This is a genomic window from Geobacillus sp. CCR, from assembly GCF_052906625.1.
On record NZ_JBREBQ010000004.1, the window covers coordinates 123,742 to 135,658 of the forward strand.

Annotated in this window: 16 protein-coding genes; 5 read left to right on the forward strand and 11 right to left on the reverse strand. The window is 53.0% G+C overall.

Features of this window, described 5'->3' with window-relative positions; all coding sequences use genetic code 11:
- Positions 1–199: 199 nt before the first annotated feature.
- Positions 200–1,057: a glucose PTS transporter transcription antiterminator GlcT gene (glcT, locus tag ACVBDQ_RS03665; protein WP_011230491.1), complete on the reverse strand. Its 858-nt coding sequence runs from the start codon at positions 1,055–1,057 to the stop codon at positions 200–202.
- A gap of 142 nt (positions 1,058–1,199) precedes the next feature.
- Here glcT and ACVBDQ_RS03670 point away from each other — a divergent pair, with 142 nt between their 5' ends.
- Both ACVBDQ_RS03670 and ACVBDQ_RS03675 read left to right on the forward strand, forming a co-directional pair.
- Positions 1,200–2,021, forward strand: coding sequence for an alpha/beta fold hydrolase (locus ACVBDQ_RS03670; RefSeq protein WP_011230490.1), 822 nt, complete (start codon positions 1,200–1,202; stop codon positions 2,019–2,021).
- Positions 1,991–2,119, forward strand: coding sequence for a hypothetical protein (locus ACVBDQ_RS03675; RefSeq protein ID WP_011230489.1), 129 nt, complete (start codon positions 1,991–1,993; stop codon positions 2,117–2,119). The genes ACVBDQ_RS03670 and ACVBDQ_RS03675 overlap by 31 nt, the downstream gene beginning before the upstream one ends.
- A gap of 90 nt (positions 2,120–2,209) precedes the next feature.
- On the opposite strand, the gene ACVBDQ_RS03680 is transcribed toward ACVBDQ_RS03675, so the two are convergent.
- From ACVBDQ_RS03680 to ACVBDQ_RS03700, 5 genes are all read right to left on the reverse strand, one after another.
- A complete protein-coding gene (locus tag ACVBDQ_RS03680) occupies positions 2,210–3,358 on the reverse strand; it encodes a cation:proton antiporter (protein ID WP_014195304.1) in 1,149 nt (382 codons plus the stop codon).
- 319 nt (positions 3,359–3,677) lie between these two features.
- Complete coding sequence (locus ACVBDQ_RS03685) at positions 3,678–4,970, reverse strand: ATP-binding protein (protein WP_138187759.1); 1,293 nt, start codon at positions 4,968–4,970, stop codon at positions 3,678–3,680.
- A gap of 55 nt (positions 4,971–5,025) precedes the next feature.
- On the reverse strand, positions 5,026–5,271 hold the full coding sequence (locus ACVBDQ_RS03690; RefSeq protein ID WP_138187757.1) for a YueH family protein: 246 nt from the start codon (positions 5,269–5,271) through the stop codon (positions 5,026–5,028).
- Between the two features lie 65 nt (positions 5,272–5,336).
- Positions 5,337–6,086, reverse strand: a complete 750-nt coding sequence (locus ACVBDQ_RS03695; protein WP_023634225.1) for an SDR family NAD(P)-dependent oxidoreductase — start codon at positions 6,084–6,086, stop codon at positions 5,337–5,339.
- Between the two features lie 269 nt (positions 6,087–6,355).
- Positions 6,356–7,030 carry a hypothetical protein gene (locus tag ACVBDQ_RS03700; protein WP_011230484.1) on the reverse strand — a complete coding sequence of 225 codons (675 nt, stop codon included), beginning with the start codon at positions 7,028–7,030 and terminating at the stop codon, positions 6,356–6,358.
- 171 nt (positions 7,031–7,201) lie between these two features.
- On the opposite strand from ACVBDQ_RS03700, the gene ACVBDQ_RS03705 reads away from it, so the two are divergent.
- From ACVBDQ_RS03705 to ACVBDQ_RS03715, 3 genes are all read left to right on the forward strand, one after another.
- Complete coding sequence (locus ACVBDQ_RS03705) at positions 7,202–7,396, forward strand: hypothetical protein (protein WP_011230483.1); 195 nt, start codon at positions 7,202–7,204, stop codon at positions 7,394–7,396.
- 200 nt (positions 7,397–7,596) lie between these two features.
- Positions 7,597–8,181 carry a cell wall hydrolase gene (locus tag ACVBDQ_RS03710; protein WP_014195301.1) on the forward strand — a complete coding sequence of 195 codons (585 nt, stop codon included), beginning with the start codon at positions 7,597–7,599 and terminating at the stop codon, positions 8,179–8,181.
- Between the two features lie 301 nt (positions 8,182–8,482).
- Complete coding sequence (locus ACVBDQ_RS03715) at positions 8,483–8,662, forward strand: YkvS family protein (protein WP_013145942.1); 180 nt, start codon at positions 8,483–8,485, stop codon at positions 8,660–8,662.
- A 30-nt stretch (positions 8,663–8,692) separates the two neighbouring features.
- Here ACVBDQ_RS03715 and ACVBDQ_RS03720 read toward each other — a convergent pair whose 3' ends face one another.
- The 5 genes from ACVBDQ_RS03720 to queC are packed head-to-tail and all read right to left on the reverse strand — an operon-like array spanning position 8,693 to position 11,813.
- Positions 8,693–9,376 carry an NAD-dependent epimerase/dehydratase family protein gene (locus ACVBDQ_RS03720; protein ID WP_014195299.1) on the reverse strand — a complete coding sequence of 228 codons (684 nt, stop codon included), beginning with the start codon at positions 9,374–9,376 and terminating at the stop codon, positions 8,693–8,695.
- Positions 9,377–9,429: 53 nt separating this feature from the next.
- A complete protein-coding gene (gene queF / locus ACVBDQ_RS03725) occupies positions 9,430–9,927 on the reverse strand; it encodes a preQ(1) synthase (RefSeq protein WP_011230479.1) in 498 nt (165 codons plus the stop codon).
- A gap of 52 nt (positions 9,928–9,979) precedes the next feature.
- Positions 9,980–10,714 carry a 7-carboxy-7-deazaguanine synthase QueE gene (queE, locus tag ACVBDQ_RS03730; RefSeq protein WP_011230478.1) on the reverse strand — a complete coding sequence of 245 codons (735 nt, stop codon included), beginning with the start codon at positions 10,712–10,714 and terminating at the stop codon, positions 9,980–9,982.
- Complete coding sequence (gene queD / locus ACVBDQ_RS03735; RefSeq protein ID WP_011230477.1) at positions 10,714–11,151, reverse strand: 6-carboxytetrahydropterin synthase QueD; 438 nt, start codon at positions 11,149–11,151, stop codon at positions 10,714–10,716. Before queD ends, queE begins: the two co-directional genes overlap by 1 nt.
- Positions 11,148–11,813, reverse strand: a complete 666-nt coding sequence (gene queC / locus ACVBDQ_RS03740) for a 7-cyano-7-deazaguanine synthase QueC (protein WP_025039182.1) — start codon at positions 11,811–11,813, stop codon at positions 11,148–11,150. Before queC ends, queD begins: the two co-directional genes overlap by 4 nt.
- Positions 11,814–11,917: the final 104 nt, after the last annotated feature.

Consider the following 11,917-nt stretch of genomic DNA (forward strand, 5'->3'; position numbering starts at 1 on the left):
TTTTACAGCAAACGACCGATTCATGTACCGAAAATGAAGCGGGCGTTTCCGAGGGAGCCGGCGCAATAAAAAAGGCATGACTAAAGAGAGACAAAAAGAACGCTTACAACAGCGCAAAGATGAATTCGCAGCTGTTGCCGCCTTATTTGCCCTCTTTACTCATGCCTGATCGAGTCAGTAACACGTAAAGCGAGACAACCTATGCAGTTGTATTGTTCTTTTTCTCCGCCAGCCGTTGCAAATGCAACGTCAAATAGACCGCCTCGGCATCGTCCGCCGGCAGATGAAGCGTTTGCTGCATGACTTTGACCAACTTCCATGCTAGATTATAGCATAATGGATACGCTTCCTTCAAGATTTTCGACAAATTTTTTGGTTCTTCGACTTTTTCGCCTTTTTTCATCCGCTCAATCGCATAGCGCAAGTGACGGACAAACCGCAAATAATGAACGCTCTCGCGGTCGATGTCAACGCCAAGCTGTTGCTCGACGATCTTGACAAGATCAGCAATGAGCTGGGAATATCGATTCGCTTCCGACACGCTTTGCTTGGAAATCGCGCTATGAATATGAAGGGCAATAAAGCCTGCCTCTCCTTCAGGCAGCACAATCCCAAGCTTTTGTTCAATCATGCGGGCCACTTCATTGGCAATTTCATATTCCAACGGATACAAGCTTTTCGTCTCAGCCAAAAACGGGTTTTTGACATCCAATCCTTGTTCAAGCCGCTTTAATGTAAAAGCGATATGGTCCGTCAGCGCCACATGGATGTGCTCGTCGAGCGGCGCGCCCACGCGTTGCTGAATATGTTGAACCACCTCGCTCATGAGGGCGATGAATTCTTCGCTCAATTCCGGAAGCAGCTTTTTGTATTGCTCTTGTTCGCGTTCGTTTTTCAGAACGAAACATTTTTCCACAGCGCTCTTGGCAATCTCGTCCCCCCGTTTTTTGCCGAAGCCGATTCCTTTGCCGAGCAAAACGACTTCGCCATATGCCGGATGGGAAGCGATTAACACGTTGTTGTTGAGCGTTTTTTCGACGCGAAACGGCTGTTCCATCAGCCTCCCTCCTTTCCGCACCCATCGTCTGCCGCTAGTCTATGCAGACTACATTATAAACCGGATGGGCCATCGCTCTCAATGACGTTTTTTGGATGGGACGCCGCTCTTCTCGACATACTAATGGGAGGGAGGAAAGAATATGCCATACGTATCGATCAACCAACGAGTCCGCCTTTACTATGAGGAAAAAGGAGAAGGAACGCCGCTTTTGTTCATCCATCCCCCAGGAATGGGGCATGCCGTTTTTTGCCGCCAAGAACCGCTCGCCCGCCATTTTCGCCTTATTTTGTATGATATGCGTGGAAACGGGCGAAGCAGTTCGTCAGATGCACCGATCACCGTACCGCTGCTTGCCGACGACATTTCCGTATTGCTCCGCGCCCTCGGCGTTCGGCGCGCCATCATTTGCGGCTACTCAAACGGCGGATCCATTGCGCTTGATTTCGCGCTCCGCTATCCCGAGCATGTCGAACAGCTCGTTTTGATCGGCGGGTTTCCGGAAGTGTGCACCCCGCTTTTGTTCAGCGAGTTTTTGCTCGGCATCTCCGCCGCAAAACTTGGGGCCATCCCGCTGCTTGCGGCGGCTCTTGCTTGGGGGCACAAAACGAACTGGCGCGAATGGCAGCTGTTGCGGCGGTACGCCCGGCTGACCCATAAACGGGATTTAAACGCCATGTACCAGGCTGGGCTTGTTTATGGATGCACAAAACAACTGTCTTCCCTCCGCTTGCCCGTGCTCCTTATTTATGGAGCACGCGATCGTTACATCCATCCGTATATCGCTATGTTCCAACGTTATGTGCCGCATGCAGATATTGTGTTTATTGACCAGGCCCGCCATCAAATTCCGACGAAACATAGCAGCGAACTAAACAGCATTTTGCGGGCATACGGCAAGCGGAGCGAAACTGGCCGAAAGGAGGGGATCGCATGTCGAACAAAGGAAGACAAAACAAGGTGAGCCAAGAAGTAGCCAACCCGACCGTCTCCAAGACGGAGGCAGAAATGGCCAAAGACAGCGTGGATACGGCCAAGCAAGCGAAAAAGAACCGCTCGTAGCGACAGCGAGGCTGCCCTTTTTTGGGGACAGCCCCGCTGTTTTGCCGCTATAGCGCCGGCCATCGGCCCGGCTGCCCACTTCGACGGCGACTAGGCCGTCCGGCGCACCGGATGAAGACGGCTGAAAATCATCTTCAATAACGGCGGCGTCACAACAGTCGTTACCAATACGACGATGATCATGACCGCAAACATGTTCCCATCAAGCAGGCCGGCTTCCAAGCCGATGCCGGCGATGATGAGCGCCACCTCACCGCGCGACACCATGCCAGCGCCGACCGCCAGCGAGCTTCCCCACGAAAATCCGGCCCATTTTGCCCCCAGCGCGGCGCCGACAAGCTTTGTCAAAATCGCGAGCGCACTCCAACCGACAATCAGCGGCCAATGCTCGACGATGCCGGAAAAGTCGGCCGCAACCCCGATGGAGGTAAAAAAGACAGGGACAAACAAAGAATAGGCGATCGTTTCCACTTTCTCAAATACTTCTTCCCGATAGTCCGTAAAACTCGCGCCAAGCCCGGCCATATAGGCGCCGATGATCGCCGCCACCCCCATCGCCTCAGCAAAATAGGCAAATGCAAAACAGATGACCAGCCCGGCCGAGACAACCGCCTCTGTCACACGCAACGGGGCAAACCACTTTAATACAAGCGGGATGGCTTTCCAAGCGAGCAAAATGGCGACGGCAAAAAAAACAGCTTTTTTCAGCACGACCGCACCAAGCTCGACGTCGCCGCCAGTTAGGCTTAATAAAAACGCCAAGGCAATGACGACCAGCACGTCGTCGATGACCGCCGCGCCAAGAATCGCTGATCCTTCCTTCGATTGCAGCTGTCCCATCTCTTTGAGCGCCTGCACGGAAATGCTGACGCTCGTTGCGGACAGCAAAAGTCCGAGGAAAAGAGCCGTGCCGGTTTCCATGCCGAACGCTGCGCCGGCCGCATACCCGGCGAGCAGCGGAACGAGAATGCCAAGCACTCCGACCGCCACAGCAGCTTTTCCAGTGCGCCGAAACTGGTCCATATCCGTCTCAAGGCCGGCGATAAACATAAGCAAAATGACGCCGATTTGACTTAACTCCTGCAAAAGATCCGTATCCTCGATCACACCGAACACGCTCGGGCCAAGCACAATGCCGATGAGCAGCTTGCCGAGCACGGCGGGCTGGCCAAGGCGCACGGCCGCATCACCGGCAAGTTTGGCGGCGAACAAAATGACCGCCAGTTGGGCAATCAACATCCCTTCACACTCCTTCGCTTTAAGTCTCTTTTTCGAATTACGTTTATCATGCGTGGAAGGTTTCACTTTTATCATTTCCCGAATTCAGGCCAAAACGAAACATCTCCCTTAGTTGTCTTACCGCTATCGACGCCGCGCCGGGCCAAGCCGGCAAACAAAGAAGCGTTTCATGTTCCAAACCGCTATGTGCCGACATTGCCTATGGTGATCGGCAAAGCATCGGCCTCTGCCCGCCGTGCAACTCGACTGTCTATCAGCCATCGATTGAGACGTTAGCCAAAAAAAAACAGACATCCTCGCTCTGCGTGGACGCCTGTTGTTATGACAGCGCATTTTGCCGGCCGTTTGCGGCTTTGACGCCGCCGGACGGAAACGTCAAATGAACAGTCGTTCCCTTCCCAACCTCGCTTTCGATCCGCATCGTTCCTTTATGTTCTTGAACGATTTTCATGCTTGTCGTCAGCCCGAGCCCCATTCCTTTTTCTTTCAAAGTGAAAAACGGTTCACCGATTTTCTGCAGCCGCTCTTTCGAAATGCCGACGCCGGTGTCGGCAACATCGACATAGATCTTCCCGTCCCCTTCCGCAACGTGGACGTATAAAATTCCTCCATCAGGCATCGCTTCGACGGCATTTTTCATAACGTTCAACAACACTTGAACAATTTGGTTTTGATCGCCGTACACACAAGCTTTCGGAGCGGTGTTATGGACGGAAATGGAAACGTTGTTCAACGTCGCCTCATGGCCAATCAAGCTGATGACATACGAAATGGCCTCGTCTAGCAAAAACGGCCGATAATCGTGGCTTTGCGGCTTGGCGAGCACCAGCAGCTCGCTGACAATTTGGTTGATGCGGCCGAGTTCACTTAACATAATGCGCATATAATGATCATTCACTTCGCGCGTTTCTTGCATCATCTGAATAAATCCTTTCATGGAGGTGAGCGGATTGCGGATTTCATGGGCAATGCCGGCGGCCAGCTCGCCAAGGACGGACAGCTTTTCTTTTTTCAAGAGCAGCTCCTCGGCAAGCTTTTGCTGGGTAATGTCGCGGCCGATCGTCAACAACCCTTTGCGCGCTCCGTTTTCGTCAAAGAGCGGCACTTTAATGACGTCAAACGTCTTCACTTCCCCATCCGGCGTCGCAAACGACTCCTCGCGGCGCATCACCTTTCCGCTCTCCCACGCCTCGCGGTCTGATGCAATGCACTGCGCAAACGCTTCTTTAAAAAACGGCACAAGCTCGCCAAGCTCGCGGTCCGTCTTCCCGATATAATCGATCTGTTCGAGGCGGTACAGCCGCCGGCCAAAATCGTTGACGCGCAGCCATCGCCCCTCGCTGTCTTTAAAGCAAACGAAATCTGGCATCGAATTGATGAGCGTAAGCAGCTGCTGTTCATTTTCCTCGGTCTTTTCCAGCTGCTCGCGCTTTTTTAACAGCTGGTACAAAAAAATGGCCGAGAGCAAAATAAACACGGCCCCTTTGGCGGCGCCAAGCGCCATATATACATCGCGGCTGATCGACAGCATATTGAGCAGGGTGTCGGTGGCGACAATCCATAAAATGCTGCCTATGATATATACTGCGATTACTTTTGTTTTGTTGACCACGTTGTCATCGAACCCCTAACATGCAAAGTCGCGGCAGCCACGGTCGCCCTCTAGGCTACATTTCCCGCGCCCAGCCGAGCAACCGCACGGCCAAGAGGGCGGCGCGCTCATGGTCAAGCCGCTTTTTTAGCGATGCCTCAAGCCGCTCGGCCACCGCCTCCACCTCTTCCTCATAGGCGAACGAAAATGACCACTCAAGCGCCGGAATGGCAATCACGATATATTCTTCTTTTCGATTTTCGTAAATGTAGACATTAGCCGGAGCTTGTCCGTCCATCACCGGCGTTTTGCGGATTTTCATTTTTCCGTCCCACCTTTTCCTTTGAAACCGTCTCCATTTTGTTTATTTTAACAAACGCCCGCTCCCTACTCAATATAAATCATTTTCCTGGTCATTCCCCCGTCGATCACCAAATTTACCCCAGTGATAAAATCGTTTTCCTCATCGCATAAATACAGACAAGCGCGGGCGATATCATCCGGTTTGCCGACGCGGCCGGCCGGGTGCTGCCGGTGGTCAATGTCTCGCAGTTGCCCATAATCGCCCGTTTCAATCCAACCGGGGCTGATGCAATTGACGCGAATGCGATCATCCGCAAACGACACCGCCAGCGCATGGGTCAAAGCGACAAGGCCGCCTTTCGATGCAGCGTACGCCTCGGAATTCGGCTCGGACATGAGCGCCCTTGTCGAGGCAATGTTGACGATTGCTCCGCCTTTTGCATTGCGGCGCATATATTTAGCTGCTTCTCGAGAAGCAAAAAAAGCGCTGCGCAAATTCGTTGACAGCACGTCATCCCACTCCTCAACCGTCAGCTCATACGGCGACTTCCAGCGTGAGACGCCAGCATTGTTGATCAAATAGTCAATGCGGCCGAAGCGGCCGGCAGCTTCTTGTACAAACCGTTCAATATCGTCCACCTTCCGCACATCCGCCGCCACAAAGATCGCCTCGAACCCGTCCGATTGCAATTGCGCGGCGAACGCTTCACCGTTTTGAATATCGCGGTCGATGATCACGACGTTCGCTCCCTGTTTTGCGAATGCTCTAGCGATCGCCTTGCCGATCCCATTCGCTCCACCGGTGACAATGGCTGTTTTCTGTTCCATGCTCATGTGCAATCTCTTCTCCCTTCCTTTGCTCCGTTTGCTTTCGGATGGGATCCAACCGAAAGAGGTAGGCTTTATGCATGGCCTTCCCTCCTACGATAAGGAACGTTTGTTCTATTCATGACCATTTTATACCTTTCGTTCTCTTGATGCAAGAGAAAGGTGGATGAGGAAAGATACCGATTCATCCCCCACTTGCGCTCACGCATGGAAGTGAGGATTTTCTCGGCTCCAGATGTAAAAAAGACCGCCATTCGGCGGTCTTTTTTGGCATCTTACCGATAGGGGCCATACGAGATTGGAAAGCCAGGCGCATACGGGGTTCCTCCGCCATAATATGGAGGCAGCGGCGCAGCGGGATAGCCATAGCCATACGGCATCACCGGGGCATACGGCTGCGGCGCCATCGGTGGATAGTACAGCGGCGCATACGGATGTGCGCCAGGAACGAAACCTGGTGTTGCACCAGCAGCCATTCCAGACAGCGTGCCAGGAACGGCCACGGGAGCCGTGCTGCCAGCCGGGGGAACGTTTTCTGCATACGGGGCCGTCATGCCATACGGAATAGCGGCGTCATCAGGCGTCATCGGCGGCGTGTTTTCTTTCCCACCCATCGGCCAAACGGAAGCATGGGCCATATTCGGCCCGGCTCCTAAACCGAGCGGCGGCGCCGGCAGCATCATATCGGAGCTGTCCGGACTGTCTGGACTGTCAAGATGGACCGGACTGACAAGCGGCGCTGGCGGCGCAACCGGTGGACACCAATAGCCATAAGGCGCTGCCGGCGGATAATACGCCATCGGCATCACTTGAGTCGGCGTCGCTTCATTTGGTGTCGTTGCCGATAGCGGAGCCATCGGCGGCACGTTATTCTCCATCCATCCGGCTTCATTGTCATGGCCGGAAGAGGTTGAAAACGGACCATTCATATACGGATCCCAATGATTCATTGTTCTCTCCCTTTCTTGCTTATATTCTCGGGGCGCGTACCCACCCATATTGTATGTCAGAACAAGCAAAGGGTGTTTGCCCGGCCAAAATATAGGTATTTAACCCAACAGTCGTCTGTGATACGATAAATAACGGTGACGATGCCGAATCAACGCTTGGGGGGACATGCGATGGATGAAGCACTGGCGGCCAAGCAAATCGATGAATTGCGCAACGGAATCATCTCCGAACTGTTGGTGAAAAAAGAGGACTTCCCTGTTTTTCGTGCCGTGCTCGTCAAACAGCCCGACTTCAAACGATTTCGCGGCATCGCCCAGCGCGGCGGCCACGTTATTTACCACTATATGGATGCTCCACGCAGCTAAAAGCTCCTGTTCCCATGGCTTCACACCCGGCTTTCCGTCCTGGAAGCCGGGTGTTTTTGCTCGCGGAGAATTTTCCATCCCTCTCTATGAAACTAGTCATTTCAATGCCTCGCGCGTTTTTTCCATCATTTCGATAATGACTCATCGCGTGATCCTTGTTACTCTAGTAGCGAGTTTGCAAGACAAAAGGAGGGATGTGGATGAAACAAGCAAAAGCATGGGTGACGGCTATGTTGTGCGGCATATTTTTCTTTGCCGGCCATGCCGATGCGGCGATGATCCACACCGTCAAGCGCGGCGATACGCTTTGGAAAATCGCGAAACAATACGGTGTGCCGCTGAAACAACTGCAGCAGACAAACCGCAAAGGCGATTGGCTATATCCTGGTGAAAAACTCGTCATCCCTGATGCCGGCATCACGGCGGCGGAGAAAGATTTGCTCGCTCGCCTCGTCCATGCCGAGGCGAAAGGGGAACCGTACGCCGGGAAAGTGGCCGTGGCAACGGTCGTGCTCAACCGCGTCGACCATCCGGATTTTCCGGATACGATCCGCGCTGTCATTTATGAGCGCTCTGGCGGCCATTATGCATTCACGCCGGTCGCAAACGGATCGATCAACGAACCGGCCGACCGTGAATCATACCGCGCCGTTGAAGAAGCACTTGCTTTTCGCGGTTTAGGAAACGGCTCGCTCTATTTCTATAATCCGAAAACGGCGAAAAGCAAATGGCTGCGCTCGCGTCCAGTGACCGTCGTCATCGGCAACCACGTCTTCGCCAAGTAAAAGAAGGATAGGCTGCCTTAAAAGACCGTTTTCTCCTAAGCGAGGCGCCATATATGGTCTTTTGAGCATATTGGATGCATATATGCACCCATAAGGAAGGTGCCCAAACTCTTTTTCAGGGCACCTTTTTTAAATATTTAGGAAATAAATCTCTTTACTTGCGCATAAAAATAAGGCACACTAGTAAAAAAGCGCCTAATCCCCGCCGACCGGGGAGCGGCGACGGAATCAGGCAAGCCTCGATTCCCGCGGCCGTTCGCTTGAGCGGTCCGTCCATCATTTTGATTAAAGGAGAATGATGATGATCAAAAAAGCGAAAGTCGGAGATATTATCGAATTTAAAAATGGGCTGCGCGGCATTGTGGAGAAGGTGAATGAAAACTCCGTCATCGTGGATTTAACGTATATGGAAAACTACCGTGAACTCGATTTGCAAGAACGGACAGTCGTCAATCATAAAAACTATAAGATCATCGAATAAAAAAGAGGCTGCCAAGAGCCTCTTTTTTGTTTACGAAATGCGGGCGAGTTCATCACATTCATAGATATGGACGCCGCTCGTTGCTGACGCCGCCCGGTAAAACATCGCCAAAGCAAGCTGATGGGCGTCAACCGGCTTATACTTTTTCCATTTGCCGACGAACAAAAACGGAAGACGGCATAACAACCACCCGCCTAACGCTTCGCCAAGGCGGAACTCCCGGCGCTTGCCGACAAGCAGCGACGGACGAAAAATATGGAGCGACGGAATGGAAAGCCGCTGCAACGCCTCTTCCGTCTCTCCTTTGACTCGCTGGTAAAAAAACGGCGAGCACGGGTTGGCGCCGACCGAAGAGACGGTCAAAAAGCTTTTCGCACGGCACTTTTCCGCCAGCGCCGCGGCGCGCAGCGTATATTCATAGTCGACTTGAATGAACTGCTGCTTTGTTTTCGCCTTTTTGCGCGTCGTCCCTAGGCAGCAAAACACATCGTCCACATAAAAATATCGTTCGTACGATTCAAGCCGCGCAAAATCGACGACGACTTGCTGCAGCTTTTCATGTTCCACCGGCAGCGGAGTGCGGACGAAAATCGTCACACAGCGGTACAAATCCGACTGCAGCAACAGCTTCAGCAACTCTCCGCCGACCAAACCGCTCGCTCCAAGCAAAAGAGCTGTTCTTCGCTCCAACGCCAAAACCTCCAAGGCAAACATTCATTGTTCATTATATAGGAGTTGGAGCGAAAAAACTACCTCTTTTTTTATCTCTAGCGGTTGTCGACTTTTTCTGGATACAAGTCATGATTGAGCAGCCGGTATTCCGCCATTTTTTCGTATTTCGTCCCCGGGCGTCCCCAGTTGCAGTACGGATCGATGGAAATGCCGCCGCGCGGGGTGAATTTGCCCCACACTTCGATATAGCGCGGTTCCATAACTTTAATCAAATCGTTCATAATGATGTTGACGCAGTCTTCGTGAAAGTCGCCATGATTGCGGAAGCTGAACAAATACAGCTTCAACGATTTGCTTTCGACGCATTTTTTGTCCGGGATGTAGCTGATGTAAATCGTTGCGAAGTCCGGTTGTCCGGTTTTTGGACACAACGTCGTAAACTCCGGACAATTGAACTTCACGAAATAATCCCGGTCAGGATGTTTGTTGTCAAACACTTCAAGCAGATTGGGATTGTACGTAAACGAATACGTTGTCCCTTGATTGCCAAGCAGCGTCAAGTCTTTCAATTCTTCCTCTTTTCTTCCTGCCATTCGTTCATTCCTCCCTCATTATTCATTGCCGGGCGAATCGCCGCACCCCGCTTTACACGCCGCGCTTGTTTCCCCAAAGAAGCGTGTGCAGCTGCGGCAGGATGTGGACGTCTGCCAGCTCCTCCGAATCGGCGGCTTGTTCCACCAGCCATTCCAACCGACTGAAAAGCTTCGCACGGAGTGCATCCACATCCGAATCGGCCACATCGGCGTTTCCTGCCTGCAAATAAAACGGAACACTTGGGTAGCGGCAGTGCACCTCTTTCGCATACGCCAAATCGGCGTCATCAAAGACGACGACTTTCAAGCTGATGCGCCGCACTCGGCTTTGGTCAGCCTGCAACCGTTCAATGATTTGATCGAGCGCCGCCCAGTCGGTGTCCATCCCCGAGCTTGGCGGCTTCGGGGAAAGAGTGACGTCGTCAATGTCAAGCAGCCAATCCTGCCAACGGCTCCCTTGCGTTTCAACCGCGACCCGCATCCCTTTTTCATGAAGAAGCGCGATGAGCTCCCCAAGAGCCGCAATCAGAAGCGGGTTGCCGCCTGAAATCGTCACGTGGCGGAAGCGGCGGCCGCCAATGGCTTCAAGCCGCCGCCAAATTTCGTCTGCCGTCAGCTGCTCGATCTCGTCTTTTGCTGATCCGTCCCACGTAAACGCCGAATCGCACCAGCGGCAGCGGTAGTCGCAGCCGGCTGTGCGGACGAACATCGTCTTTTGGCCGATCACCATTCCCTCTCCTTGGATGGTCGGACCAAAAATCTCCAACACCGGAATCGTGCGCGCCATTACCGCTCCCCCGCTTTCGGACGGTAGACGACATAACTTGTCGGCGTTTCGCGGACAAACACTTGCAAACATTTCGGCTTGTGCGGCAGCGTATCCAAATAGCGCTGAATCGTTTCATAAATCGTGCGCGCCACCACTTCCGACGTCGGAAACCGATTCGGGTCATGACCGTCAAACCAATCGCTATGGTCGTTGAGCAGCGTATGGTCCAGCTTGCGATGAACGAGCTGTTTTAACGTTTGAAAATTGACTAAAAAACCGCTCTCATCGAGCTCATCGCCGGCGACCGTCACATTGACGATGTACGTGTGGCCGTGCACGTTTGCGCAACTCCCGGCCGCTTCGTGCGGGATGAAATGGGCGGCGGCGATGTGCATATCTTTGTTCAACTCATAGCGGTAATGATGCGCCACCTGCGGATAGAGCTGATGCATCATCGCGACTCCACCTCCGCTTTTTCCCGCAAATATTCATCCAACCCGCGCTTGCGCAGCGCACATGCTGGGCATTCGCCGCAGCCGTCGGCGATGATGCCGTTATAGCACGTCAGCGTCTTCGTGCGAATGAACTCGAGCGCCCCGAGCTCATCAGCGAGCTTCCACGTCTCCGCTTTCGTCAGCCACATGAGCGGCGTATGAATGACAAATTCGTAATCCATCGCTAAATTCAGCGTGACGTTCAATGATTTGATAAACACATCGCGGCAGTCCGGATAGCCGCTGAAATCTGTTTCGCACACTCCAGTCACAATATGGCGCGCGCCCCGCTGTTTGGCGAACACGGCAGCGAATGATAAAAACAATAAATTGCGTCCGTCCACAAACGTCGTCGGCAGCTCGCCTTTCTTTTGTTCAATGGCAATGTCGCGCCGCGTCAAGGCGTTCGGCGCCAACTGCCCGAGAAGCGACAAATCAAGCACTGTATGGCGGACGCCAAGCTCGTCAGCGATCGCTTGAGCGACGTCAATTTCCCGGCGATGGCGCTGGCCGTAGTCAAACGTCACCGCTTCCACTTCACCAAACTGTTTTTTCGCCCAAAACAAACACGTCGTGCTGTCTTGGCCGCCGCTAAAGACGACGACCGCCTTTTCTTCATTCATCTTCATCATGATCAACCTCCTTCTGAATCAGCAGAAGAAGAGGTTTCCAAAACAAAAAAGGCCATACCCCTAGGATACAGCCGTCCCTAGTTTTTTATAGAGGG

Coding starts and splice junctions, on each gene's coding strand:
- ACVBDQ_RS03675 (WP_011230489.1), top strand. CDS start 1,991: ATGTCGAACAAAGGAAGACAAAACAAGGTGAGCCAAGAAGTAGCCAAC.
- ACVBDQ_RS03670 (WP_011230490.1), top strand. CDS start 1,200: ATGCCATACGTATCGATCAACCAACGAGTCCGCCTTTACTATGAGGAA.
- queC (WP_025039182.1), bottom strand. CDS start 11,813: ATGAATGAAGAAAAGGCGGTCGTCGTCTTTAGCGGCGGCCAAGACAGC.
- queE (WP_011230478.1), bottom strand. CDS start 10,714: ATGGCGCGCACGATTCCGGTGTTGGAGATTTTTGGTCCGACCATCCAA.
- ACVBDQ_RS03695 (WP_023634225.1), bottom strand. CDS start 6,086: ATGAGCATGGAACAGAAAACAGCCATTGTCACCGGTGGAGCGAATGGG.
- ACVBDQ_RS03715 (WP_013145942.1), top strand. CDS start 8,483: ATGATCAAAAAAGCGAAAGTCGGAGATATTATCGAATTTAAAAATGGG.
- ACVBDQ_RS03720 (WP_014195299.1), bottom strand. CDS start 9,376: ATGTTTGCCTTGGAGGTTTTGGCGTTGGAGCGAAGAACAGCTCTTTTG.
- glcT (WP_011230491.1), bottom strand. CDS start 1,057: ATGGAACAGCCGTTTCGCGTCGAAAAAACGCTCAACAACAACGTGTTA.
- ACVBDQ_RS03700 (WP_011230484.1), bottom strand. CDS start 7,030: ATGAATCATTGGGATCCGTATATGAATGGTCCGTTTTCAACCTCTTCC.
- ACVBDQ_RS03710 (WP_014195301.1), top strand. CDS start 7,597: ATGAAACAAGCAAAAGCATGGGTGACGGCTATGTTGTGCGGCATATTT.
- queF (WP_011230479.1), bottom strand. CDS start 9,927: ATGGCAGGAAGAAAAGAGGAAGAATTGAAAGACTTGACGCTGCTTGGC.
- ACVBDQ_RS03690 (WP_138187757.1), bottom strand. CDS start 5,271: ATGAAAATCCGCAAAACGCCGGTGATGGACGGACAAGCTCCGGCTAAT.
- queD (WP_011230477.1), bottom strand. CDS start 11,151: ATGATGCATCAGCTCTATCCGCAGGTGGCGCATCATTACCGCTATGAG.
- ACVBDQ_RS03705 (WP_011230483.1), top strand. CDS start 7,202: ATGGATGAAGCACTGGCGGCCAAGCAAATCGATGAATTGCGCAACGGA.
- ACVBDQ_RS03680 (WP_014195304.1), bottom strand. CDS start 3,358: ATGTTGATTGCCCAACTGGCGGTCATTTTGTTCGCCGCCAAACTTGCC.